The following is a 24,325-nucleotide window of genomic DNA, read 5'->3' as shown; positions in this document are numbered from 1 at the left end:
TTATGTATGTCTTTGCATTGCAATAATTTTATTATACTGCTGAATTTTGTTGTTTTAAAGGAGAACTTCCCTCTGACAAAAAGAACCAGCCGAATGGCTGGTTCCTGTGCATAGGCAACTCTGCTGATTACCTGCTTTTAAATTGCTCACATTTCTCTTCAATGTCATCAATCATTTCCAGAAGACGGTCAATATCCTCTAGCTTTGTCTCTTCGGGCTCAATTGCATCCAGCACTTCCATGAACATATTTAAGCGCTGCTTTAAATAACTAATTTGTGATTCTTTATCGATGATGGGCTTCATAACTCATTAGCACTCCTGTATATTTACTTTTATTGTCTGCCTTCCATCGTAAAGGATTTAGCCGGTTTATTCAATCATTTCATGTCAGAAATCGATTCTTCCGCGTGTTTCACCGCTGCTGCACCGACTTATAGCTGAAGGATATATGGTTTTTAACAGGGATCCAGGCGCTGACCGGCTTGGAGCTGACATTTTTCACAACGACCGCTCGTTTCCAGCCGGATACGACAAGGTAAACCTCTCCATAAGTGACAGCTCCCCGCTCATGCACTGCAGGGGCAAACCCGTATAAATACCCCGCTGTTCCGGGCGGTACGTTATATACCTCATTTTGTTTTGTACCCGCCCCGACAGCCGTTGTATAAGCTAGCGGCCAGCCCGTCTTATCAATTGCTTCTTTTAAAATCATCTGCTGCACTTCCTCCGTTTTTGGCAGCTTGGCAGATAAGCCGCCCTTCACGACCTTGTGAGCCTCTTGCACATAATGAATTTGATAATTCTTCTTGCCCCCGCGATTATCGTAAAAGTTTGTGTTGACCTTCTGATATTCCCAATTGGCGCTCGTTTCTTTTGAATGATAAGCAAGCGGCCACTCTCCGAGAAAGACGGACATTCTCGTCCCGAAAGCAAAGGGGGATTTTTTGATTGTCGACTCATTTAGCATACGTACAAGCAAAGGATTGGTGATTTTCGTCTGCGAGGTGCTAAGCAGCTCTTTTGTTAATTCACTTGGCTGCAATTCAGACAATTCTTCCTCTTCATTGAGAAACGTATTTTCACGTGCAATATTTTTAACTGAAGCCGGCATTTTTTGATTAAACGCTTTTTCTTTCTTCTCTGCCGCAGCAAGCTGCGGATTCCCCGTATATATAAAGGCAATAAATATGCACAAAAGCAAACGGATTCCATTCATTGCGCTCTGTCCTCCTTCATTCTTTTGCTTAGTTTGCTCCCGGCTTTTCAACTTATCCGCATAACTAGAAAAAAGCCGCGCAAGTCACTTGCGCAGCCCTTTTGTCTATAATAGATAAAAACCAATCCCCATAATGACATAGGCGGCAAGAAGCGTTAAACCTTCAAACCAGTTTGTCTCGCCATCGTTAGAAATAATAACTGCCAACAGCACCGCTGTTACCATCGATACAAGTTCAGGCACAGTGAATACAAGCGGCATCGATTCATTAAACATTAATGAAAGCAGCACGAGCAACGGGGCAACAAACATGGCAATTTGCAAGGTTGAACCAACCGCAATTTCCACAGCTACATCCATTTTATTCTTCATTGCCATTAAGATAGCTGAAGCATGCTCGGCTGCATTTCCGACGATCGCTACAACGATCACCCCGATAAATAGCTCTGTCCAGCCGAAGCTCTCCCCGACTACTTCAAATGTGTGAACTAGGTTTTCGGATACGTACGCCACCGCAAGGGTAGCTACAAGCAGCACTGCAATAGCTCTTCCTTTTGTCCACTCCGGCTCTTCATGATGAGGAGATTCTTCAGATTTCCCGGCATATACCCCTCGATGGGTGACCAGCTTGAAAAATAACGCAGCCAAATACAGCACAATCATAATAATGGAAATTCCAACGCTTAAAGATAATGTTTTGGATTCATCCATTCCCATAGAAAAAATTTCCGGGACAACAAAAGCCACAATGATCGCGAACATTAAGAGGCCGGAATTATGACGGGCATCGTGTTCATTAAATGTCTGCCTCTTATATTTGAGTCCTCCGAGAAAAAATGATAACCCGGCGACAAGAAGCAAATTTCCGAGTACAGAACCCGTTAAAGAAGCAAGAACCACTTCGATTAGTCCAGCCTTCAATGCAAAAATAGAAATGATTAGTTCCACGGCATTTCCAAACGTTGCATTTAGCAATCCGCCGATTCGCGGCCCTGTTATAATGGCAAGACTTTCTGTTGCCCGGCCCATATAGCTGGACAAAGCAATAATTGTTAAACAATAAATGCCGAACATCATCAGAGTCGGCCAGTGCATCAGCGATCCGGCTATAGATAACGGAACACCAAGCAGCACCATTCCTCCAAAAATTTTATCCATCAGCTGACCTCTTTTCTTAATTGAACATAGCGTTTTTAATCAACATACCCTGTTTTTTTATTTGTTAACGCTAATTAAGATGTTTATTCAGCCGAAACGATTTCAAAAGTTTCCACGACTTCGATCGCAGGAATGACCGACTGCACCATTGAACAGTTTTTTCTTGTCAATTCCATCGCCTTCTTGATTTGCGTTTCCTGCAGCTCTTTTCCTTTAATGATAAAATGAATCTCTACTTTTTCGAGCCGGTTCGCCTCTTGCTCATTTCGCAAAACATTGGTCTGGATGGTGATATCTTCCACTTGCATCCGCTTTTTCTCCAAAATCTTTCGGAGGACACCTCCGCTGCAGACAGCTATAGACGCGGTGAGCAATTGATACGGACGAAACCCATACTGCTCATCGCCTGAAATATGGAGCTTGCCATAGGCAAGATCTGTTGTAAACCCGCCTTCTTTCATTTTGAATTCCATGCATGCCACCTCACTTAATTAATTGATTCTATTTTAGAGGATTGACGAAGAAACTTCCATATTAGGGGAAATATATGATTAATTTCCCTCAAAAAAGATTTCCCCTTTCTTTTTCATCCTGGCTATGTTACTATAATCTTAATTATAATTATTTTAATTTAATAAAAGAACCACAAAAACAAAAAAATCCTTATTACAAAGGAAATGAGAATGCTTTTCAGTAGTAGAAATTGTTTCGACTTTGATTACCATTCTCAATTAAAAGTTTTTAATCTCAATTAAGGAGGAAGATAGATGAGCGCACAAGCCAAAGCGTTACAAGCCAAGCAGCAGCCGGAAAGCCGCTGGATCGATTCCATTAAAGTCCACGCTGAGTTGATCGCTGCCATTTTAAGCGGTGTATTGATTCTAGCCGGATGGCTTTTAGATAAAAATAGCATTCACTCGGCCGCAGTTGTCAGTTACTTGCTGGCCTTTATTATTGGAGGGTTTGCAAAGGCGAAGGAAGGAATCGAAGAAACAATCGCCGATAAAGAGCTAAATGTAGAAATGCTTATGATTTTTGCGGCTGTCGGCTCTGCTATTATCGGTTATTGGACGGAAGGGGCCATCTTGATTTTCATCTTTGCCCTCAGCGGAGCTCTTGAGACTTACACGATGAACAAAAGCCAAAAAGAAATTTCTTCCTTAATGGAGATTCAGCCTGAGGAGGCTTGGCTGATTAGAGACGGAGCGGAAGAAAAAGTGCATGTATCCGAGCTTGCTGTCGGTGATTTAATTCTTGTTAAACCAGGTGAACGCATTCCTGCAGACGGGGTTATTTTCAAAGGCCAAACAACCATTGATGAAGCAGCGATCACCGGCGAATCCATCCCTGTGTCTAAACAAAAAGACGGGGAAGTATTTGCGGGCACAGTCAATATCACCGGCTCTGTTTATGTAGAAGTGACAAAGCCGGCGAGCGACACGCTTTTCCAAAAAATTATTAATCTCGTCCAGTCGGCCCAAAGCGAGAAATCTCCTTCTCAATTATTCATTGAGAAATTTGAAGGTACGTATGTAAAGGTGGTCTTAATAACTGTCGGCCTGATGATGTTTATTCCTCACTTTGCTCTTGGCTGGAGCTGGACGGAAACCTTTTACCGGGCGATGGTGCTTCTCGTTGTCGCTTCTCCTTGTGCGCTTGTGGCTTCCATTATGCCAGCCACACTTTCAGCCATTTCAAACGGGGCTCGGCATGGAATTTTATTTAAAGGTGGAATGCACTTAGAGAACTTAAGCAATTTAAAAGCCATTGCCTTTGATAAAACCGGCACACTCACGAAAGGAAAACCGGAAGTGACAGATATGATCGTCCGGGAAGGCCTGCCGGAGCAGGAATTGCTTGCAGCGGTCGCTTCTATCGAAAGCCAGTCTAATCATCCGCTCGCCCAGGCAGTCCTCCGCTTCGCCCAAAAGCAAAATGTCTCTTATTCTGCACCTGATCAGCTGGAGGATGTTGCAGGCTGGGGTGTAAAGGGAGTAGTAAATGGAAAGCAGTGGAAGGTCGGAAAAGCGGATTTTGTCGGCAGGGAAGCCGCCTTCGCCTTCTCTGGCGGCAAAGCAAGTGAACTCGCTGCGTCCGGGAAAACAACGGTTTTCGTAGAAGATGAACACGGAGTGGCAGCTGTTATAGCTTTAAAGGATTTAATCCGTGAAGATACAAAGCAGGCTTTAGATCTGCTTCATCAGGAAGGCATTTACACAATTATGCTGACTGGAGACAATGAAACAACAGCAAGAGCGATTGCCAAAGAAGCCCATCTCGATACATTCATTGCCGAATGTCTGCCTGAGCACAAAGTGGATCAACTGAAGAAACTAATTAAGGAACATGAAACTGTAGCAATGGTCGGTGACGGAATTAACGATGCGCCAGCTTTGGCTACTGCAAGCATAGGCATTGCCATGGGAGAAGGCTCGGACGTAGCCTTGGAGACTGCAGATATCGTCCTGATGAAAAATGACCTGCCTAAGATCGCTGAAGCCATTCGCTTATCAAAGAAAATGCGACGAATCGTCAAACAAAATGTCGTTTTTTCAATTGCGGTCATTATGCTTCTGATCATTTCAAACTTTTTCCAAGTGCTCGATCTGCCGTTTGGTGTGATCGGACATGAAGGCAGCACCATTCTTGTCATTTTAAATGGCCTGCGCCTGTTAAGATCCTGACCGTTCAGCCAAGCTGAACGGTTTTTTTATTTATCGGCCCAGTGCAGAACCAGCAGCTTAAAAACCCCCGCATGCATCTTTTCGCATGCGGGGGTTTCCCTCTTCTGTTATCAGCAGTTGCTGCCTAAATCATTTTTCAAAGCATTAATCTCTCCGCCAACCAGAATGATCATGGCCGATAAATAAAACCAGACCATCAGTACAATGATCCCTCCGATGCTGCCGTATGTAGCAGAGTAATTGCCAAAGTTGTTCACATAAAAGGAGAATCCGAGTGAAACAACAATCCAGCCGACAGCAGCGAAAATCGCGCCTGGAAAAACCGTTAAGCACTGGACTCGAATATTCGGAGCCAAATAATATAAACCGACGAATACCCCGAACAACAATAAAGGGAAAACGAGCCAGCGCCCCCAGTTCCAAAGCGTCAGGAACTGATCAGATATTCCAAAATAATTAGACGCCAACAAACCGATTTGCTTGCCGAACACTTGCAACACCAATGCGGCCGCTATCACTACGATTAAGCCAAAGGTTAATAATACAGACATGCCCCTTACCTTATAAAACGGCCTGGACTCGTCTACATTATACGCATGATTTAATCCCTTCACTACCGCGTTCATGCTGTTAGATGCCGACCAGATAGTAGCAATAACCCCAAAAGAAAGCAATCCGCCGCTGCGGTTTTCCATGACTTCATTTAATATACCTTGCACAGTTGCCACCGTATCACTCGGGGCAAAATCACGGATTAAGCTAAACATATCCTCCTGGCTAATCGGCAAGTAAGCCAGCAGCGTTACAGCAAAGATTAATAAAGGAAACAACGACAACAAAAAATAATAGGCCATTTGCGCGGCAATATCTGGAACGTCGGACTCCTTTATTCTTTTCAGCAAATGCTTTACAAAAATTCTTGTCTCTGTCTTTTTATCGGACAAGTTATCTCCTCCTAGTGCGTCACTGAAGTTTCTCCCGCTGCACCAGCTGTATTTTCTTCATCAGGCAAAAAAGTGCTCTTCGTTTCATCTACAAGTTCTTTTACTTCAGGCGTCAAGCCTCTTAAATTGTCTACCTTGTCGCGGATATAGCTTACATCCTCGCTGATTTGCTGAGCTGTTTCTTTCGCCCGGCTGATGATTTCCTTAGATGACGCTGACAGGCTTTCAGGGTTTTTGGCCATTTCAAACAAGTAAACCGCCCATTCCTTCATTTCTTCTCTTGTCTGGCGATCCATTAAAGCGACCGCTCCTCCAATCACAGCACCAATAGCTGCCTTTGCAAAAAACTTACCTTTTCCCATTTTTATCATCCATCCTTTCCTAACTAATGATACCAGCAGATTCGCTCTGCCGACAATTGGGCCGAACGAGCCGCCCGCTTGCTCATAAATGGGCTTTTTGGCTGCCTTTAGCCTGCAGCCCCTTTCCTATTCTCATGCTCTATCAATTCCCATTTTGCAGAATAACAAAACCTAGTGGGCGGAAAGAGACAAAAAACCTTTCCACTTAGAGAAGCGCTTCGGCTGTTGTTCGTCTACTATAAGATTACCACGAACCATATTCTTCGATGGACAAATCTTTTCCTGCTTTCTGCCGCCTTTTTCATCAGTTCTCTAGGCAAATACCGTTCTCAATAAAGAAAATTATTATTTTTTAAAATTTTTAATAAATACTGACTATTATTTTTTCAATATTTTTATATAATTAAGAAGAAGGAGGGGATAAAATGACTCAGGAAAAATTACTTGAAATCATGAATACGATCAGCGGTTACATTTGGGGACGGCCCCTGCTAATTCTTTTAGTAGGAACAGGCATTTATTTAACATTCCGTATTGGATTCTTACAATTAAGATTGCTGCCTTATTCTCTTAAACTTGCTTTCAGCAAAAGTCAGGATAAGGACTCTGAAGGAGACATTTCTCACTTCCAAGCGCTCATGACAGCGCTTGCAGCAACCGTTGGAACGGGGAACATTGTCGGGGTAGCCACCGCCGTTTTAATTGGCGGACCCGGAGCTGTCTTCTGGATGTGGATCAGCGCCTTCTTCGGAATGGCTACAAAATATGCAGAAGCGGTTCTCGCTGTTAAATACCGCGTCCAGGACCCGGACGGCGAAATGTCGGGCGGTCCGATGTACTACCTTGAACGCGGCTTAAATCAGAAATGGCTAGGCGTCCTCTTCGCTTTGTTTGGGGCAATCGCCGCTTTTGGAATCGGAAATCTGGTACAGGCCAACTCAGTTGCCGGTGTAGTAGAAAGCACATTTAATGTGCCGCCATATATTACCGGAATTGTCTTATTTATCTTTACTGCTCTTGTTTTATTAGGAGGCATTAAAAGCATCGGCAAAGTGACGGCCTTTTTTGTACCGATCATGGCCGCCTTCTATTTAATCGCCGGACTGATTATTTTGCTGACAAACATTGCCGACGTTCCGGCAGCTATCGGTTTAATTTTCTCTGATGCCTTCACCGGCGATGCTGTAGCAGGAGGCGCAATTGGTGCCGTTATTCGTTATGGGGTGGCCCGCGGAGTATTTTCGAACGAAGCAGGTCTCGGATCGGCACCGATTGCAGCGGCAGCAGCAAAAACGGATATGCCTGCACGCCAAGCTCTCGTATCAATGACTCAAGTATTTATTGATACCATCTTAATCTGTTCAATTACCGGACTAACTATCGTCATGGCTGGCCAATATGACAAAGGCTTGGAAGGAAGCGCCTTAACGACCGCCTCCTTTGAAATGTTCCTTGGCTCTGCCGGCTCTTATGTAGTCGCTCTCGGCCTGCTGTTCTTTGCTTCTTCCACCATCATCGGCTGGTCTTACTATGGGGAAAAATGCTTTTCATACTTGTTCAGCAAAAAGGTCGTCAAATACTATCGGATGGTTTTTGTTGCAGCTGTTTTCATTGGAGCGATCGCCAAACTTGATTTAGTATGGACGTTTGCTGACATTATGAACGGATTAATGGCCTTCCCTAACTTGATTGGCATCATCGGCTTATCCGGCGTCGTCATTCATGAAACCAAGAATATCGTAAAAGCGATCAAGGAAGAAAAAGCCAAAAAGATGGCTGCATAATGAAGAAAAGAACGATCTGAGGCAGGCCTGTTTTCCACGGCCTGCCTTCTTTAAAGTGCTGATTGACAAACATAATAAAAAGTGAAATGATGTTATCAAATCACTGGAGAGGGTGAAAAGATTTTGGACTTGTCTGTAAAATCTCCTGAAAATATCGAATATATGCTAGAGCAAATTACTACTAAACTCCGCATGGTTAATGTCGGCGCCATCAAGCCGGAACATTTCAGTGAGTCTTCTTATGAAGATTTAAAGGAAATCTATGAACTAGTCAACAGAAAAAACAATTTCAGCCCAAGTGAAATGCAAGCAATTGCCCAGGAACTTGGCAATTTACGAAAATAAAAGGCCGGCAGATACCGGCCTTTTATTCATTACTTCGCAAGCAGCTTTAACGACTCTCTGTTGAAAGCCGGGAGATCATCAGGCGTACGGCTTGTGACAAGCTGCTCCTGGCAAACGACAACTTCCTCATCTTTGTAAGTAGCTCCTGCGTATTCCATATCTACTTTAATGGATTTATATCCCGTCGCCCCTCTGCCCTCTAATGCTTTGGCTGTAATTAACAGCTGCGGGCCGTGGCAAATGGCGAACACCGGTTTCTTCTCATCCATAAACATTTTAGTAAACTGAACAAAGCGATCGTCCGCACGCAGCTGATCCGGCGAGAAGCCTCCAGGGATTAACAGGGCGTCAAATTCGTTCGGATTTACTTCATCGATGCCTTTATCAATTGTGATGACAGCTTCCCCCTGCTTCCCCTTCACTGTTTTTCCTGCTTCTTTTTCGATATTGATCACCTCATGACCAGCCTCTTTAAAGGCATGCACGGGTTCCGTATACTCAGAGTCCTCCACCATATCCGTTACAAGTACAGCAATCTTTTTACTCAACAAAAAAACTCCTTTCCTTTCTGTTATGTCCACTTGTTTATTTCCCTGCTGGTCATGAGATAAACATTCTTCACATAATGACATGGATGGCATATCAGTGAAGCGGCTACCTCTTAGGCAGCCGCTTCACTCAGCTAATCTTCTTTTCTTTTACGTCTTTCAAATAATACTTTTCCGATTCAAAAAACTCGTCTTTTAATTCTTTTACTTTGCTGCTTAGGAGAAGCACCGCGATAATGTTCGGCAGCAAGATGGCTGCAAGCGCCAAGTCTAGAAAAGACCAAATGGTTTTGGCAGCCCCTACGGAGCCTAAAACAATGGCTGCCAAATAGACGACTTTCACTGCCTGAGCGGCTTTTAAGTTAAACAAAAACTCCGCCTGTTTGGAGCCATAAAAGACAACCACAATAATCGTGGATAAAACGAAGAAGATTAATGAAATGGTCACAAGAAAACTGCCAAAAGCGCCAAAGTTTTCTCTAAAGGCGATTGTCGTTAAAGCTGCCGGATCAGCAAGCGCTCCTTCTTGCTTCCACACTCCTGTTGAAAGCACAACGAAGGCTGTGGCCGAACAAACAACTAATGTATCAATAACGATGCCGATAATTGCCCAAAATCCCTGGCGGACAGGATGGTCTGTTTGGGCAGCCGCATGGGCAATCGGCGTAGTCCCAAGTCCCGCTTCATTGGAATATAACCCTCTGGCAAATCCCCAGCGCACCGTTTCCGCTACTGCTACGCCTGCAAACCCGCCAACTGCTGACATCGGCTGGAAAGCATAAGAAAAAATTAAAGAAATAACTGCTGGTACTTGATTTATATTTAAAATGACGATTATCAACGCTCCGCCAACGTACAACAGTGCCATAAAAGGAACCAGTATCTCTGTAATCCGGCCGATCCGTTTAATACCGCCAAACACTACAAGTCCTGTAATAGCTGCAATGATGATACCTGTATAAATGCCATCTATTTTAAATGTTTGCGAGACGGTAGCGGCAACTGAATTTCCTTGAACCATAATACTCGGGATCAGTTCGATCATTAAAGCAAAAGAAAACCAGACACCGAGCCATTTCATGTTCAGCCCTTTCTTCATATAGTACATCGGGCCGCCGACAAACTCGCCTTCCTCATTTTTTTCGCGATAATGAACTGCCAGCACACTCTCCGCAAAGTTCACAGCCATGCTGATGACCGCAATGACCCACATCCAAAAAACCGCTCCCGGCCCGCCAAACATGATGGCTGCCGGCACTCCGACAATATTGGCCGCACCGATCGTGGAAGATAAAGCGGAAGTTAAAGCTTGCAGGGGAGTCACTGTCCCTTCACCTTTCGGCTTTTTGAAAACGCTTCCTAATGTTTGCTGAAAGATGTAAAGCGGGTATTTAAATTGAAAGAATCCTAATTTTACAGTCATAAAGATTCCTGTAATCGTTAGCAGTGCGATTAAAGGCACTCCCCATAGCCATCCTGAAAACTTTTCTACTCCGGCAATAATTTTGTCCAAAATCTTCCTCCTTCATATTTTTTGTAATATACCTACAAAAATGGTATCTTCCCCTATACCCTCTTTCTTCTTTAGCAAACATAAAAAAAACTGAACCAAATTCGGTTCAGTTTGTTGCAGCAGGACCTTGCTGGCCATTTTCTTTTTCTCCTTGCGGCAATACCAATATTTCCACCCGGCGGTTTTTTGCCCGTCCAGCCTCTGTTTCATTGGAAGCAATCGGCTGGTATTCACCGTATCCTTTAGCGCTGAATAGACGAGGGTCAAGCTTTTTATTTTCGAGAATGACTTTCATAAAGTTGACCGCCCTCATGGCACTCAGCTCCCAGTTTGATTCAAATTCCGATGTTTTGATAGGAATATTATCCGTATGTCCGCTAATAATCACCATGCGGGGCAAATCCATTTCCAAAAGCTTAGAAATCTCCCTCGCTGCTTGTTTATCATCTTCCCTGATTTCAGCTACACCGGAGTTAAATAAGACATTCTCCCGGATGCGCAGCAGCAGCCCTTCGCCGTTTAATACCGTTTCCACCTTGTTTTGCAGCTGATTCTCTTTAATATAGTCGTTAATTTTCTGCTGCATTTTAGCTAATTCTTCTTTATCCTTTTCCTTCATTTCCAGCAGCCCTTTATCATTGGCGCTGCCATCAGACGTTGTGTCAGGAGGGGACAGCTCAGGAAAGTCCATCACTCCGGTTCCTCCTTGAAAAGCACTGTTGAAGGCCTGAGACACCAGCTGAAACTTTTTCGCATCAACAGAGCTCATAGCAAACAGGACGATAAATAGAGCCAGAAGCAGCGTCAATAAGTCAGCATATGGCAGGAGCCACGATTCATCTATATGATCATTCTCCTTGTTTTTCTTTCGCTTACTCATTGTTCTCGCCGCTTTCCTCAACTAATTTTCTTTTCTCCTCTGCAGGCAAATAAGAAGCCAGTTTTTGCTCAAGAACACGGGGCGCTTCTCCTTCTAGGATAGAAAGCACGCCTTCAATCATCATTTCTTTTACTTTAATTTCTTGTTTAGATTTTCGCTTGAGCTTGTTGGCAAATGGATGCCAGAGCACATAACCGGTGAAAATCCCCAGCAATGTTGCCACGAAAGCTGCTGAAATCGCATGTCCAAGTGTTTCTGTGTCATTCATGTTGCCAAGAGCGGCAATCAAACCAATAACCGCTCCAAGCACCCCAAGCGTCGGTGCGTATGTGCCGGCTTGAACAAACATGCTCGCTCCGGCGCTATGGCGTTCCTCCATCGCTGAAAGCTCTTCACTCATCACATCGCGAATATAATCAGCGTTTTGGCCATCCACCGCTAAACTCAGTCCATTCTTCAAGAAGGGATCATCCACTTCATTGATTTTGGACTCAAGAGCCAGCAGCCCTTCTTTTCTCGCCAATTCAGCCCAGCCAGTAAACTGACTGATGACTTCCTGGGGAGACATCATTGTTCTTTCCTTAAAAATAATGCCAAATAATTTTGGCAATCTTTTGAGTTCACTTGCCGGAAACGCGATGACGATGGTGGCGACCGTTCCGAGCAAAATAATTAACAAGGCTGCCGGATTAATGAGGACCATCGGGCTTACGCCTTTGAATACCATTCCTACGCCAACAGCAACAATTCCAAGAATAATTCCTATAATTGTACTTTTATCCATTCTCATTCACCCTGTATTTTTATTTTTGTATATCTAATATCGGTCAGAAAAAAATTTTTTGTATTCTTTTCCATAAGTATTTTGCAGGTAAAAAGACTTAATAAAAGAAAAACAAAGTCGATACTATAGATATATCGTATGTTTTTGTCGAATATTTACAGAGATTTTTTATCCATGATGAAAATTTTTAACTTAGCATTTAAAGTAAAGCTATTGCTGACTGAAACATAGACAAAAATAAAGAAAGACGGTCTATACAATGAAACCTTTACCAGAGTTTTATCAAAGCAACATTGTTCTTCTTTCCATTATCATCGGCGTTTTCGGGTCTTTTGTCTCAATAAGCTTAAATGACCGAATTACTTCTTCAAACAAGAAAAAGAAGAATGTATGGATGTTTCTTGCTTCTTTATCCATGGGCTTAACGATTTGGTCGGTTCATTTTATTGGGATGCTGGCTTTTTCTTTGCCCGTTTATGTGGAGTATGAAATAGGATTGGTTTTATTAGCGGTTCTGCCCGCAGCCGGGGCTTCGGGCATCGCTTTGTATACGCTCCATAACCGCAAAATAAAACCAAAAACGATGCTTAGCGCGGGATTTCTGATCGGTTTATCCATCGTGGCTATGCACTGCTTGGGGATGAGTGCGATGAAGATGAATGCGAGCATTTCCTATCGTCCCTCTCTTATACTCTTGTCTGTTGTAACAGCAACCTTGATTTCTTATGCTTCACTTTACATTCTGTATGTTTTGAACAAGAAAAAAGAGACTTTTTACCGGTTTATAGCCAGTATCCTTTTAGGCCTTGGAATTGCGAGTGTGCATTACATCGGGATGAAAGCAGCTAACTTCTCAATGATGGGTCATTTCCCCAGCAGCGGCCAACAGTTTGAGCAGCCGCTGTCGCTCATTCTTCTCATTCTCTTTGTGGTCGGCTTGCTGTTTATCTTTTTCCTGACTGTTGCTATTTTTGATCAGCAAACTGCCACACGGCTTGCTTATTACGATGATCTGACAGACCTGCCAAACCGGCGGAAGCTTCAGGTAACTGTCGATTCCTATTTAAGAGAGAGAAAGAAACCTCTTCTTTTAATCATGATGGATATTGATAATTTCATGTGGATCAATGAAACCTTTGGATTTATGAATGGAAATTTATTGATGAGAGCTCTTTCACAGCGGCTTGAACAGCTTATTCCTCCCAATGGATTGCTAAGCCGGGTAGAAGGCAATAAATTTACTATTCTTCTTATGGAGACTTACACGGAAAAAGAAGCATTTGAACTAACAAGAAGCTGGCTGAAAAAGCTGGCTGCCCCATTTGTAATCAGCAATTATCCAGTCACTGTCACTGCTTCAGCAGGAATCTCTTTGGCACCGGCACATGGCTATACATTTGAACAGTTAAATGCCGCCGCTGAGAAAGCATTATATTTTGCTAAGACGAACGGTAAAAATCAACTTGTCGTCTATAATCCAGCAGTACATGATAATGAGAAAGAACGGCAGATAGCTATGAGCTTCCGGGAAGCACTGCAGAACAATGAATTTTACTTATGCTATCAGCCGAAGTATCACGTGAAAGAAAAAAGAATCAGCTGTGCTGAAGTTCTTGTCCGATGGAACAGCCCTGAATTCGGCTTTGTGCCTCCTTCTATCTTTATCCCTATTGCTGAGAAAAATGGTTTTATCACCGAATTAACGGAATGGACCTTAAATGAAGCCTGCAAGCAAATGAAGGAATGGAGAAATAAGAACCATCCGCTTGAGAAAATAGCAGTCAATATTTCAGCGCCAATGTTCTTATCTCATGCTTTGCACCAAACCGTAACCGGCATATTGAGAAAACATCGGTTAGACGGCAGGCACCTGGAACTGGAAATTACCGAAACTTCCATTATGGAAAACCTGGATACAGCGGTAAAGGTCATTAAACGGCTTCAAGCGGACCATATTTCGATTGCGCTTGATGACTTCGGCACGGGTGTTTCTTCACTCACCTATTTAAAAAAACTGCCGATTCATTCATTAAAAATTGATAAATCCTTTATTGACGATGTCCATACTTCACCAGAAGGAAAGGCTCTCGTTGAAATGATTATTCATTTAGCAAAATTGTTTCACTTGCACGTCGTCGCAGAAGGTGTAGAGACAGAAGAACAGCTGCAGACTCTTATCTCATTGAAATGTGATGAAATACAAGGCTATCACATTAGCAAACCTTTGCAGGCACATGAATTGGATGAGTTTTTTAAAGCCTTCACTGCCGTATAAAGAAACAGCCTGATTGAAACGCTTGCTTTTCGATAAAATCAAAAAGCCGGACTAGAGAAGTCCGGCTTTGAGGTACAGTTTCGTTATGCTTGCTGCAATTGAACAGCTGGTCCAAAAAATTCAAATTTAATTTGATCTTCTGAAAGGCTGTTTTTACTTAAATGTCCAATCACCGCTCCCATGAATGGCACTGGTCCGCAAACGTAACAGATGCTGTTGTTTGGAACAACTTTTTTTAAGAACTCCGCATCAATATGTCCTTCAACATCACAAATCGCCTGCTTATCTTTTTTCTCTCCATAAGCTATATAGGAACGGGCATTGTCTAGTTCGCGCACTAGCTGCTCCGTATGCTCTTTAAAAGCATGCGCCTCTTCGTTACGGGCTGCATGGATAAAAACGATTTCCCGTTTGCTGTTTTCCGCTGCAAGGGTTTCCAGCATGCTCATCATTGGGGTAATTCCCACTCCTCCGCTAATAAGCACAACCGGTTCTTTCCGATCATTAGCCAGGTAGAAATCTCCCGCAGGCGCACTTACTTCCACAGTGTCCCCTTTACCGATATGATCATGTAAATAGTTAGACACTGTTCCCTCTGGCTGATGGTCCGCTTCACGTTTCACAGAGATGCGATAATACTCCTTATTCGGCGCAGCTGATAAGCTGTACTGCCGGTTAACAATGTTTTCTTCCCCAGGAATATTCAGCTTAATCGTGATATATTGCCCCGGATGGAAGGCGGGCAGCTGAGCGCCGTCTTTTGGCTTCAAATAGAAAGAAGTAATAAGAGAACTTTCCTTCACTTTATCAGCCACTTCAAATTCCTTAAAGTCCATCCAGCCGCCTGCCTGTTCACTGGCTTCCTTATACATTTGCGCTTCCGTATCGATAAATACTTGGGCGATGACGCCATATGCTTCTGCCCACGCATTGATAATATCATCAGTTGCTGCATCGCCAAGCACTTCTTTAATCGCTTTCAATAAATACTCGCCCACAATTGGATAATGCTCAGGCTTAACGGCTAAGCTGCGATGTTTATGGGCAATTTGCTTAACAGCAGGAACCAATACTTCCAGCTGGTCAATGTATTTGGCCGCTGCGTACACGGTATTGGCCAACGCTGTTTGCTGGCGCCCCTTTTCTTGATTGGCGTGATTAAATATATTCAAAAGTTCAGGATGGTCCGCAAACATGGCGCGGTAGAAATGAGTAGTAATGTCTTTGCCTTTCACTTCAAGCACAGGAGCTGTAGATTTTACGATATCAATCGTTTTTTGGGATAGCATATAAAGCCCTCCAATAAAGTGTTTTTAAAAGATGTATTTTTGATACATCTTATTTATAATCCTTTTTCCCCCTTAAAGCAACGCTTTTTAATTAGTGTAATAAAACGTTCACATTCTTTTGATTCCTCTTGTTCACACATATATAATGAATATAAGACGAAAGTAGTGGTGAAATATGAAATTAACTCTCTATACAGATTATTCCTTGCGCGTGCTGATCTTTTTAGCTGCCCGTCCGAGAGACGAGCTTTCTAATATTAAGGAAATAGCAGAAGCTTATCACATTTCGAAAAACCATTTAATGAAAGTGACACACGAGCTGGGCAAGCTCGGATTGATTGAAACTATACGCGGACGAAATGGCGGGATCCGCCTCGCTCTTCAGCCTGAAGAAATTAATATCGGCAAAGTAGTTCGGCAAACAGAAGATGACTTTCATTTAGTGGAATGCTTTAACCCTGATACAAACCGCTGCGCCATTACATCGGTCTGCGGTTTAAAGCATGTTCTGTTTCAAGCATTGCAAGCCTATTTAGCTGTGCTCGACCGGTATACACTGAAAGATTTAGCGGCCAATCCGGAAGCTTTGAGCGCTTTGTTATTAAAAAACTCCGAAGAGTAGACTCTCCGGAGTTTTTTTACTCCCCGGCTGATATTTGCCCGGGTCAGTTAAATTGACTGCGATCACATCAAAAGGGCTCCTTTTTACCAGGTTGCCTTCCTTAAAATTTTTCCTCTCCCTCCATTCTTGTTACAATAGAATATATTCACTATTCTGTTTAATAAAGGAGAATACATATGGAAAACTTCCAGAACACGTTAGAAAAGTACGCTGAATTAGCAGTGCAAGTAGGGGTAAATATCCAGAAAGGCCAAACATTGGTGATTAACACATCGATTGATTCTGCAGAGCTCGTCCGATTAATCGTAAAAAAAGCCTACGAAGCAGGCGCGAAGAATGTGCAAGTCAATTGGGATGATGATACAGTATCCCGCCTTAAATATGACTTGGCACCGGACGAAGCGTTTCAGGAATTCCCGAAATGGCGTGTTCAGATGCTCGAACAGCTGGCGGAAGAAGGCGCCGCCTTTATGTCGGTTGTTTCCTCCAGCCCCGATTTATTAAAGGGAGTAGAGCCAGATCGAATTGCTAGCTTCCAAAAAGCTGCCGGCCAGGCTATGAAAAAATATCGGCAGTACATTCAGTCTGATAAAGTCAGCTGGACAGTCATTGCCGCGCCATCCCAAGCATGGGCAGCAAAAGTCTTTCCACATCTCCCGAAAGAAGAACAAACCCCGGCATTATGGGAAGCCATTTTCAAAGCTGTCCGGGCTGATACAAACGATCCGGTAGAAGCTTGGAAAAATCATGACGAAGAATTGCATAAAAAGGTCGATTATTTAAACGGCAAACGCTATAAAAAGCTGCATTATACGGCTCCGGGAACAGACTTAACCATCGAGCTTCCTGAAGGACACCTCTGGGTCGGAGCAGGAAGCATCAATGAACAAGGCCATGAATTTATGGCGAACATGCCAACGGAAGAGGTATTTACCGTTCCTCATAAAACCGGGGTAAATGGATATGTATCGAGCACGAAGCCTTTAAGCTACGGCGGAAATATCATTAACAACTTTAAAGTTACATTTGAAAATGGACGAATTACTGAAGTCCAAGCGGAAGAAGGAGAAGAGGTCTTAAAGAAATTAGTCGAAACAGATGAAGGCTCCCATTATCTCGGTGAAATCGCTCTCGTGCCTCATCACTCGCCTATTTCGCAATCGAATGTCCTTTTCTACAACACGCTATTCGATGAAAACGCATCTAACCATCTGGCCATTGGCAGCGCGTATGCATTTTGCATTGAAGGCGGCAAATCGATGTCGCAAGATGAGCTTGAGCAGCATGGCTTAAATACAAGCATTACCCATGTTGACTTTATGATCGGCTCCGACCAAATGAACATTGACGGAATAACGGAAAGCGGGAACAGCGAACCGATCTTCCGCAATGGGAATTGGGCAGAAGGCATTTAATAGAAGGTGAACATTCACCGCTTCACCAAACTGTTTCCAGCCGCCAGTGGCTGGAAACAGTTTTTTTAGTGACGCTGCGGCCAGCTCTACAGACTAAACTGATTTAAGCGGCGATAGTAGCTAATGAGAAAATCATAAAACAGTTTTTCAGAAGGCGGCAAGGTCCGCACATTTGTTACGATCACTCCCACCGTCCTTGTCACTTGCGGTACGCCAATAGGCAAACTGACCGTTCCGGGCGGTGTTTGCTCAGCAAGAAGCGTTTCCGGAAGTAAACTGACCCCTAGCCCAGCCTCCACCAATCCTTTCATTGTATACACATCATCACTTTCAAACCCGACCTTAGGCTCAAAACTCACTTGCCGGCATGCCTCAATCACCAGGCTTCTCATGTCGTAACCTGTGCGAAACAACACAAATTGGTCATTCATCAGCTCACGCAAATTGACACTGTCTTTTTTGGCTAGACGATGCTGGATTGGGAGGAGAACCCGCATGCTTTCCGAGAAAAAAACCTCAGTTGAGATTTCCGGCGTGCTTTCCGGCACCGGGGAAACGAAAGCGAGATCAATCTCTCCTCTTTCTACAAGCTCCCGCAGCTCCTTGTTTGCGCCTTGGTGAAAATCAAAACCGATATCTGAGTATTGGCTGCGAAAAGCAGAAATAACACGCGGCAGCGTCTTAGTGGCTAAAGAATTAGGAAAGCCAAGCCGAATTTTTCCGATTTCCGGATTTAAATAGCTGTCAATAGCAGCAACGGCCCGGTCAATTTCATTCATCGCAGATTCCATGTGCTGCAAAAATATTTTCCCGGCATGGGTCAGCTTCACATTTCGGCCTTCCCGCAAAAACAATTCAACACCAAGCTCATCTTCTAGTTTGGCGATTTGGCGGCTGACGGCGGATTGGGCCACATGAAGGCGGTGAGCCGCTTCCGTGACGTGCTCCTCTTTTGCCACTTCCATAAAATATTTAATTTGCCGAAGCTCCATTTTGCTCCCACCTTTTCAGCCATTTTCCTTCTGCTTGTCTTCTTATTTTACCACGATATCTTTTTCCAAACAGAAAAACGGACTCGTGAAAGTCCGTTTCTGAATTTCTTCCTGTATCATTGAGTTGATTACTTTTTCATTACACTATAAAGAACGGCTTTTTGGGCATGCATCCGGTTTTCAGCTTGCTGGAATACAACAGAAGCTGTGCCGTCCATAATTCCGGCCGACACCTCTTCACCGCGGTGCGCCGGCAGACAATGCATAAATTTGCAATCCGGATTAGCAAAAGACATAAGCTGCTCATTTACTTGGTAAGGAGCAAATGCCTGTAAACGGATGGCAGACTCTTCCTCTTGCCCCATGCTGGTCCAAACATCTGTATAAATAAAGTCTGCACCTTTTACGGCTTCCTCAGGGTTTTCAACAAATTCCAGCTTGGCTCCCGTCTGCTCGCTGATTCCCTTGGCAATTTCCACTACTTGAGGCGCTGCTTCGTAACCGGCCGGCGTAGCGAGCGTGAAGTCCATCCCAACCATGACTGCGCCGATCATTAATGAATGAGCCACGTTGTTTCCGTCACCCACGTAGACCATTTTGCTTCCCTTAAATTTCCCTTTGATTTCATATACAGTTAAGAGGTCAGCGAGCGCCTGGCACGGATGATACAAATCCGTCAGCCCGTTAATAACCGGGATGTTTGCCGCTTCGGCGAGCGCCTCAATTCTGGAATGGCTGTGTGTGCGGATCATGATGCCATCCAAATAGCCGGCTAGCACTTTTCCGGTATCTTCAATTGTTTCTCCGCGCCCAATTTGCATATCGTTGGCGCTTAAGAACATACCGTGTCCTCCAAGCTGAATCATAGCCGCTTCAAACGACACACGCGTACGTGTCGAATGCTTTTCAAAAATCATTCCGAGCAATTGTCCTTTTAAGGCTTCCGCATACTTTTCCTTATTTTTCTTCATATCATCCGCTAAATATACAAGCGTTTCGATGGTTTCAGGAGTGTAATCCGCAAGCTTTAACAAATCTTTCCCCTTCAGTTCCTGACTGTTTTTTATATCTGTCACTAGCATTCTTTTCACCTCATATGCATCATTTTTTTATCTGCAAGTTTCTTTTCATTTATGATCTTATTTAATATTTATACATTATAATTAATTAAAATACAACCTTAATTTCTGAATTCTTCTATTTTTTCAGAAAGCAACAGATTTATGCGTACATAGGTTATACTACGTGTATGAAATAATTAGCGAGGTGCTGTATATGAGAGAAAAAAGATCAATGAAAGACACACTGTCTATTAAAACAGGGTATGTCCTACCTCCTGACACTAATCATCACGGCACTTTATTCGGCGGAAAATTAATGGCTTATATAGATGATATCGCTTCAATATCAGCAACAAAACTAGCTAGAAAGCCTGTGGTTACTGCTTCCACAGACTCCGTTGATTTCTTAAAGCCCATTCGTGTAGGCGATGCAGTGACGCTTGAAGCAATGGTGACATACACAGGTACAACAAGTATGGAGGTCTTTGTGAAAGTCCTGTCCGAAAATTTGATGACAGGTGAAAAAGAAGTTGCCGCCATTTCCTTTTTAACATTCGTTGCTTTAGATGAATCAGGTCATCCGACAGCTATTCCTGAAGTGCTGCCTGAGACAGAGGACGAGAAGTGGCTGAACGAAACAGCAGTGAATCGGGCAAGCCATCGGAAAGCAAGAAAAAAATATAGCAAAGAACTGGTTGAATTTTTCTCTTCCCCGGGAAAATAGACCGAAGAAATGGAATAAACTGTGAAAGCCGCTGAATTACAGCGGCTTTTTAGTTTACGAAGATTAAAATTTGTTAACAGCGGTCCCTGCTTTTTACTTTTCAATTCTGATAAATAGTTATTCTTATGGCAGAAAAACATTGTAACAATAGAGTCAGGATTGTAACATTCCGCTTTCCACATTTTGTCCCATATACATCCTGTTTTGTTCATCTTTATACTTATGAAAGAAACTCAAGAGGATTGCCAGTTGGAGGAATGATTTATGTTTGGACAAATCGAAATTGGAATAGATTTAGGAACAGCCAATTTGCTCGTTTACAGCAAAGACAAAGGGATTATCGTGAATGAACCTTCAGTAGTCGCGATTGATACAGAAACGAAAAAAGTACTGGCCATCGGCACCGAGGCCAAGGAAATGATCGGAAAAACGCCCGGACGGATTATAGCTACACGCCCAATGAAAGACGGGGTCATTGCCGACTTTGATATCACTTCTGAATTACTGAAAGGCCTGATGAAAAAGGCCGGCAAAGTATTAGGGCTTAGTATCCGCAAGCCTAGTGTGGTTGTATGCACCCCATCCGGTGCAACATCTGTTGAAAAGAGAGCCATCCAGGATGCTGTAAAAAGCACGGGAGCCAGATCCGTTCATTTAATTGAAGAGCCTGTCGCTGCAGCGATTGGGGCCGATTTGCCTGTAGAGGAGCCGATCGCCAACTTAATCGTCGATATCGGCGGCGGTACGACTGAAGTGGCTATCATTTCTTATGGGGGCGTAGTGTCCTGCAACTCTATCCGCGTCGGTGGCGATAAACTGGATGAAGATATCGTTCAATACGTACGCAAGCAATACAATTTGCTCATCGGTGAGCGGACGGCAGAAAAAATCAAAATGGAGATTGGTTATGCTCTAGTTGATCATGAAGAGATTATCATGGATGTGCGCGGTCGGGACCTGGTCACCGGTTTGCCTAAAACCATTGAAGTCGGCTCTTATGAAATTCAAAAAGCAATCAAAGAATCGCTGCTGGCTATTTTAGAAACCATCCGTGTAACCCTGGAAAATTCCCCTCCGGAATTAAGCGGTGATATCGTCGACAGAGGAGTCGTCATCAGCGGCGGCGGCTCTTTGCTAAACGGCATGCAGGATTGGCTCAGCGAAGAAATCATTGTGCCTGTCCACTTGGCCCCCAATCCGCTGGAGTCAGTGGCCATTGGCACGGGCCGTTCGCTTCATGTGATGAAAAGCCTGCAAAAAGTAACAAGCTAACTCTGACAATAGGATGATCAACAAAAAAGCAGCCGGTCACATAGCTGCTTTTTTGTTTGCCTTCTATTTTTTTAACGGATAAGCCGGCTCCTGATAAAAGTAGTTCGGAGTTTGGATCGCGTCTTCATATTCTTTATGAAAAATATGAACAGCTGCCGGTGACATGGGCGGAATTAACCAAGTCCAGTCGCCAGTCACTCCCCTTCCCTCCCTTTCTTCATTCTGTTCAAACGTTTTAAATTGCTGGGCTGCCGTATGATGATCAACGATACTTACGCCCGCGCACTTAAAGGAATACAGAACAGCGGTATTTAATTCAACTAGCGCCCGGTCTTTCCAAAGAGTCGAGGCTTTAGTAGTATCTAATTCAAGCTTCTCTGCAATCAAGGGAAGCTGATTATAGCGAAATTCATCAGCTAAATTGCGGGCGCCGATTTCTGTTCCCATATACCAGCCGTTGAAAGGAGCAAATTTATAATCAATTCCGCCTATTTCCAGCTTCATGTCAGAAATGATCGGCACGCCGTACCATTTCAGCCCCAGATCAGCAAACCAGTCATATGACGGATGAGTAATAGCGACTTCCTTGACAATCTCCTTGTCAATTTCAAGCAGCTTCGGCGGCCGCTGTCCTATTTGCACCACCCAGGGAAGAACATCAAAATCGGTGCCTGCTCCTCTCCAGCCCAGCTGCTGGCATTTGGCCGTCAATTCGACAGAAGCAGGATCGCCCTTTAGGCCTGCTTCTGTTTGATATCCTGCATATCTGACCAATTGATGATTCCAAATGCGGATGTCCTCTTGGTTAGGCGCCGTTGGGCGAAACACCGTAATCGTTGGCCGGATTTTCCCGTCATTCGTCGCAAACTCTACATGGCGGGTTAAAGCGTCAAATACTTCTTGCTCTGTTGCTGCCGCTCTTTCATCAAATACGTGGAGGGTTTGCCAAAACAAACGGCCAATACAGCGGTTGCTGTTGCGCCAAGCCATTTTTGCCCCATGGCTTAGCTCTTCAAACGTTTGTGTATAACTTCCGGTTCTCTCAATTTCCTCTTTTACCCCATTCAACCGCCTGTTCACTTCTTCAGCGGGCTTATCTAATTCCCGGTAACATACCGTAATAAAGTCTTTTGCTTTCTGCCATAATTGTTTATTCATCTATTTACCGCCCTGTACATCATATTTACTGACAGTATACCATTGTTCGGTTTTCTGCTTTGTGACAACTTGAAGAAATCAGCCGCTGTACAGGTGCTTGGGCCCTATCCTTCTATTGCTGATGAATTGGGGTACAGCAATGCCAATTAAGATGAGCGTAATGCCGGCTGCTTGCCCAAACGTCAGGTGTTCACCAACGATGAACATCGCCCCGATCATAGCTGCTGGCAGCTCTGCCGCGCCAAGAATCGTTGCCATCCCCGGTTCAACGTGCGGCGTGCCGAGCGCAAACAGAATAACGGGCACGAGCACTCCGAGCAGTCCGACAAGCACCCCGTACTTCCATAAGCCGCCAGTTAACGTGCCGTCCGTGATAAAAGCCGGCGACACAAATAAAAAAGCCGTCAACAGCCCGCCGGCAGAAATAATAAAGCTTTTTTGAATAGCCGGTACTTCTTTTCCTGCCTTTCCGCTGAAGAAAAGGAATAAAGCAAACGTCAAGGCCGCCAAAAAGCCGGAAGCAATCCCTTTTGTGTGGCCGGTCCAGTCCATCCCTTCTGAAGATATTCCAGCGGCAAGAAGAGTGCCTGCCCACAACAGCAGAGCTGAAACGATCTTTGCACCAGATGGAAGAGCTTTCAAGTATAAGGATTCAATGAAAATCCCCATCCAGGTGAATTGAAAAAGCAGAACAATGGCAATAGAAGCCGAAAGATCTTGAATGCTCGTTGCGTAGAACACACCTGTTAAGCTTAACAGCACTCCCAGTCCAAGCAGCGCAGCTACTTGCTTGAATGTCAATGAAATGCGGGTCGTCAGCAAGAAAGGAATGAGCAGCAAAAGAAGGCCAAAAAGATATTGCGAGCCTGTCATCTGGCTCGCCTGGTAGCCTGCATTGGTTGCCAGCTTTACAACAGAGGCTTGGACTCCATAGCTGCAGGCCCCCGCTAAAATGAATAATGAATAACGAAGCTGATTCAACTTGACTCCTCCTTTATCTAATCTTCTTATTAGACAATGAGTCTAATAACCTGGTTGCCTTTTAAAAGTATATCCTTTCCATCGTTTATCCAACAATCCCTATAGAATATTCAAAATTTTCTATTGACTAATTTCAGCGAAAAAGATATGATATGTTCAATTCTTTTACTAATTGCATATCAACTTATTTCTTATCAAGAGAAGCCGAGGGGTCTGGCCCTATGACGCTTCAGCAACCAGCCGTTAGCGGGCCGAGGTGCTAAATCCAGCAAACTGCTTTGTCAGTTTGGAAGATAAGAAGGATCAAACATTTCCAA

23 protein-coding genes and 1 riboswitch are annotated in these 24,325 nt (G+C 43.9%); of the genes, 8 read left to right on the top strand and 15 right to left on the bottom strand.

The window, feature by feature from the left end:
* Window positions 1-127 precede the first annotated feature (127 nt).
* From B1A98_RS20525 to B1A98_RS14405, 4 genes are all read right to left on the bottom strand, one after another.
* Window positions 128-304, bottom strand: a complete 177-nt coding sequence (locus B1A98_RS20525; protein ID WP_087903772.1) for an SE1561 family protein — start codon at window positions 302-304, stop codon at window positions 128-130.
* Window positions 305-413: 109 nt separating this feature from the next.
* On the bottom strand, window positions 414-1,217 hold the full coding sequence (locus tag B1A98_RS14415) for a YfkD family protein (RefSeq protein ID WP_063383771.1): 804 nt from the start codon (window positions 1,215-1,217) through the stop codon (window positions 414-416).
* Between the two features lie 105 nt (window positions 1,218-1,322).
* Complete coding sequence (cax, locus tag B1A98_RS14410; protein WP_082821629.1) at window positions 1,323-2,375, bottom strand: calcium/proton exchanger; 1,053 nt, start codon at window positions 2,373-2,375, stop codon at window positions 1,323-1,325.
* 83 nt (window positions 2,376-2,458) lie between these two features.
* The gene (locus B1A98_RS14405; protein WP_063383769.1) at window positions 2,459-2,848 is read right to left on the bottom strand and encodes an OsmC family protein; all 390 of its coding nucleotides are present in this window, start codon (window positions 2,846-2,848) and stop codon (window positions 2,459-2,461) included.
* A gap of 294 nt (window positions 2,849-3,142) precedes the next feature.
* Here B1A98_RS14405 and B1A98_RS14400 point away from each other — a divergent pair, with 294 nt between their 5' ends.
* On the top strand, window positions 3,143-5,059 hold the full coding sequence (locus B1A98_RS14400) for a heavy metal translocating P-type ATPase (protein ID WP_063386179.1): 1,917 nt from the start codon (window positions 3,143-3,145) through the stop codon (window positions 5,057-5,059).
* Between the two features lie 110 nt (window positions 5,060-5,169).
* Here the strand turns inward: B1A98_RS14400 and B1A98_RS14395 are convergent, their stop codons facing one another.
* Together B1A98_RS14395 and B1A98_RS14390 are read right to left on the bottom strand one after the other, a co-directional pair.
* Entirely contained in the window at window positions 5,170-6,003 is an 834-nt protein-coding gene (locus tag B1A98_RS14395) for a YihY/virulence factor BrkB family protein (RefSeq protein ID WP_082821858.1), read from the bottom strand.
* A gap of 11 nt (window positions 6,004-6,014) precedes the next feature.
* On the bottom strand, window positions 6,015-6,365 hold the full coding sequence (locus tag B1A98_RS14390) for a YtxH domain-containing protein (protein WP_041101681.1): 351 nt from the start codon (window positions 6,363-6,365) through the stop codon (window positions 6,015-6,017).
* 425 nt (window positions 6,366-6,790) lie between these two features.
* Here B1A98_RS14390 and B1A98_RS14385 point away from each other — a divergent pair, with 425 nt between their 5' ends.
* Together B1A98_RS14385 and B1A98_RS14380 are read left to right on the top strand one after the other, a co-directional pair.
* Entirely contained in the window at window positions 6,791-8,149 is a 1,359-nt protein-coding gene (locus B1A98_RS14385) for an alanine/glycine:cation symporter family protein (protein WP_063386180.1), read from the top strand.
* A gap of 123 nt (window positions 8,150-8,272) precedes the next feature.
* Window positions 8,273-8,494, top strand: coding sequence for a DUF1128 domain-containing protein (locus B1A98_RS14380; RefSeq protein WP_041101588.1), 222 nt, complete (start codon window positions 8,273-8,275; stop codon window positions 8,492-8,494).
* A gap of 29 nt (window positions 8,495-8,523) precedes the next feature.
* Here B1A98_RS14380 and B1A98_RS14375 read toward each other — a convergent pair whose 3' ends face one another.
* The 4 genes from B1A98_RS14375 to motA form a co-directional block, all read right to left on the bottom strand.
* Complete coding sequence (locus B1A98_RS14375; RefSeq protein ID WP_063386242.1) at window positions 8,524-9,042, bottom strand: type 1 glutamine amidotransferase domain-containing protein; 519 nt, start codon at window positions 9,040-9,042, stop codon at window positions 8,524-8,526.
* 130 nt (window positions 9,043-9,172) lie between these two features.
* Complete coding sequence (locus B1A98_RS14370; RefSeq protein ID WP_063386181.1) at window positions 9,173-10,555, bottom strand: alanine/glycine:cation symporter family protein; 1,383 nt, start codon at window positions 10,553-10,555, stop codon at window positions 9,173-9,175.
* A 106-nt stretch (window positions 10,556-10,661) separates the two neighbouring features.
* A complete protein-coding gene (gene motB, locus B1A98_RS14365; protein WP_063386182.1) occupies window positions 10,662-11,435 on the bottom strand; it encodes a flagellar motor protein MotB in 774 nt (257 codons plus the stop codon).
* Complete coding sequence (gene motA, locus B1A98_RS14360; RefSeq protein WP_063386183.1) at window positions 11,428-12,219, bottom strand: flagellar motor stator protein MotA; 792 nt, start codon at window positions 12,217-12,219, stop codon at window positions 11,428-11,430. The genes motB and motA overlap by 8 nt, the downstream gene beginning before the upstream one ends.
* Window positions 12,220-12,478: 259 nt before the next feature.
* On the opposite strand from motA, the gene B1A98_RS14355 reads away from it, so the two are divergent.
* Complete coding sequence (locus tag B1A98_RS14355) at window positions 12,479-14,494, top strand: bifunctional diguanylate cyclase/phosphodiesterase (protein WP_063386184.1); 2,016 nt, start codon at window positions 12,479-12,481, stop codon at window positions 14,492-14,494.
* Between the two features lie 83 nt (window positions 14,495-14,577).
* Here B1A98_RS14355 and hmpA read toward each other — a convergent pair whose 3' ends face one another.
* Window positions 14,578-15,783 carry an NO-inducible flavohemoprotein gene (hmpA, locus tag B1A98_RS14350; RefSeq protein WP_063386185.1) on the bottom strand — a complete coding sequence of 402 codons (1,206 nt, stop codon included), beginning with the start codon at window positions 15,781-15,783 and terminating at the stop codon, window positions 14,578-14,580.
* 175 nt (window positions 15,784-15,958) lie between these two features.
* On the opposite strand from hmpA, the gene B1A98_RS14345 reads away from it, so the two are divergent.
* Both B1A98_RS14345 and B1A98_RS14340 read left to right on the top strand, forming a co-directional pair.
* Entirely contained in the window at window positions 15,959-16,405 is a 447-nt protein-coding gene (locus tag B1A98_RS14345; RefSeq protein WP_063386186.1) for an RrF2 family transcriptional regulator, read from the top strand.
* Window positions 16,406-16,581: 176 nt separating this feature from the next.
* Window positions 16,582-17,820 carry an aminopeptidase gene (locus tag B1A98_RS14340; RefSeq protein ID WP_063386187.1) on the top strand — a complete coding sequence of 413 codons (1,239 nt, stop codon included), beginning with the start codon at window positions 16,582-16,584 and terminating at the stop codon, window positions 17,818-17,820.
* An 86-nt stretch (window positions 17,821-17,906) separates the two neighbouring features.
* Here the strand turns inward: B1A98_RS14340 and gltC are convergent, their stop codons facing one another.
* Window positions 17,907-18,812: a glutamate biosynthesis transcriptional regulator GltC gene (gene gltC / locus B1A98_RS14335; protein ID WP_063386188.1), complete on the bottom strand. Its 906-nt coding sequence runs from the start codon at window positions 18,810-18,812 to the stop codon at window positions 17,907-17,909.
* A 128-nt stretch (window positions 18,813-18,940) separates the two neighbouring features.
* The gene (gene argF / locus B1A98_RS14330; RefSeq protein WP_063386189.1) at window positions 18,941-19,894 is read right to left on the bottom strand and encodes an ornithine carbamoyltransferase; all 954 of its coding nucleotides are present in this window, start codon (window positions 19,892-19,894) and stop codon (window positions 18,941-18,943) included.
* A gap of 193 nt (window positions 19,895-20,087) precedes the next feature.
* Here argF and B1A98_RS14325 point away from each other — a divergent pair, with 193 nt between their 5' ends.
* Window positions 20,088-20,597, top strand: a complete 510-nt coding sequence (locus tag B1A98_RS14325) for an acyl-CoA thioesterase (RefSeq protein WP_041101566.1) — start codon at window positions 20,088-20,090, stop codon at window positions 20,595-20,597.
* A 264-nt stretch (window positions 20,598-20,861) separates the two neighbouring features.
* Window positions 20,862-21,869 carry a rod-share determining protein MreBH gene (gene mreBH, locus B1A98_RS14320; RefSeq protein WP_041101563.1) on the top strand — a complete coding sequence of 336 codons (1,008 nt, stop codon included), beginning with the start codon at window positions 20,862-20,864 and terminating at the stop codon, window positions 21,867-21,869.
* Between the two features lie 63 nt (window positions 21,870-21,932).
* Here mreBH and B1A98_RS14315 read toward each other — a convergent pair whose 3' ends face one another.
* Window positions 21,933-23,027 (bottom strand): nitric oxide synthase oxygenase, encoded by a 1,095-nt coding sequence (locus tag B1A98_RS14315; RefSeq protein ID WP_063386190.1) that lies wholly within the window; start codon window positions 23,025-23,027, stop codon window positions 21,933-21,935.
* Between the two features lie 78 nt (window positions 23,028-23,105).
* Window positions 23,106-24,008 carry an EamA family transporter gene (locus tag B1A98_RS14310; RefSeq protein WP_063386191.1) on the bottom strand — a complete coding sequence of 301 codons (903 nt, stop codon included), beginning with the start codon at window positions 24,006-24,008 and terminating at the stop codon, window positions 23,106-23,108.
* Between the two features lie 188 nt (window positions 24,009-24,196).
* Window positions 24,197-24,308: riboswitch (SAM riboswitch) on the top strand.
* Window positions 24,309-24,325 lie beyond the last annotated feature (17 nt).

The sequence above is a fragment of the Pseudobacillus badius genome (assembly GCF_002189605.1).
Classification (GTDB): domain Bacteria; phylum Bacillota; class Bacilli; order Bacillales; family Domibacillaceae; genus Pseudobacillus; species Pseudobacillus badius.
This window is presented reverse-complemented; position numbering and strand designations above follow the sequence as displayed.

Excerpts from the sequence above, each read along its gene's own strand:
- mreBH (WP_041101563.1), top strand. The coding sequence starts at position 20,862 with ATGTTTGGACAAATCGAAATTGGAATAGATTTAGGAACAGCCAATTTG.
- argF (WP_063386189.1), bottom strand. The coding sequence starts at position 19,894 with ATGCTAGTGACAGATATAAAAAACAGTCAGGAACTGAAGGGGAAAGAT.
- hmpA (WP_063386185.1), bottom strand. The coding sequence starts at position 15,783 with ATGCTATCCCAAAAAACGATTGATATCGTAAAATCTACAGCTCCTGTG.
- motB (WP_063386182.1), bottom strand. The coding sequence starts at position 11,435 with ATGAGTAAGCGAAAGAAAAACAAGGAGAATGATCATATAGATGAATCG.
- motA (WP_063386183.1), bottom strand. The coding sequence starts at position 12,219 with ATGGATAAAAGTACAATTATAGGAATTATTCTTGGAATTGTTGCTGTT.
- B1A98_RS14415 (WP_063383771.1), bottom strand. The coding sequence starts at position 1,217 with ATGAATGGAATCCGTTTGCTTTTGTGCATATTTATTGCCTTTATATAT.
- B1A98_RS14400 (WP_063386179.1), top strand. The coding sequence starts at position 3,143 with ATGAGCGCACAAGCCAAAGCGTTACAAGCCAAGCAGCAGCCGGAAAGC.
- B1A98_RS14345 (WP_063386186.1), top strand. The coding sequence starts at position 15,959 with ATGAAATTAACTCTCTATACAGATTATTCCTTGCGCGTGCTGATCTTT.
- B1A98_RS14405 (WP_063383769.1), bottom strand. The coding sequence starts at position 2,848 with ATGGAATTCAAAATGAAAGAAGGCGGGTTTACAACAGATCTTGCCTAT.
- B1A98_RS14340 (WP_063386187.1), top strand. The coding sequence starts at position 16,582 with ATGGAAAACTTCCAGAACACGTTAGAAAAGTACGCTGAATTAGCAGTG.
- B1A98_RS14325 (WP_041101566.1), top strand. The coding sequence starts at position 20,088 with ATGAGAGAAAAAAGATCAATGAAAGACACACTGTCTATTAAAACAGGG.
- B1A98_RS14315 (WP_063386190.1), bottom strand. The coding sequence starts at position 23,027 with ATGAATAAACAATTATGGCAGAAAGCAAAAGACTTTATTACGGTATGT.
- B1A98_RS14390 (WP_041101681.1), bottom strand. The coding sequence starts at position 6,365 with ATGGGAAAAGGTAAGTTTTTTGCAAAGGCAGCTATTGGTGCTGTGATT.
- gltC (WP_063386188.1), bottom strand. The coding sequence starts at position 18,812 with ATGGAGCTTCGGCAAATTAAATATTTTATGGAAGTGGCAAAAGAGGAG.
- B1A98_RS14385 (WP_063386180.1), top strand. The coding sequence starts at position 6,791 with ATGACTCAGGAAAAATTACTTGAAATCATGAATACGATCAGCGGTTAC.
- B1A98_RS14355 (WP_063386184.1), top strand. The coding sequence starts at position 12,479 with ATGAAACCTTTACCAGAGTTTTATCAAAGCAACATTGTTCTTCTTTCC.
- cax (WP_082821629.1), bottom strand. The coding sequence starts at position 2,375 with ATGGATAAAATTTTTGGAGGAATGGTGCTGCTTGGTGTTCCGTTATCT.
- B1A98_RS20525 (WP_087903772.1), bottom strand. The coding sequence starts at position 304 with ATGAAGCCCATCATCGATAAAGAATCACAAATTAGTTATTTAAAGCAG.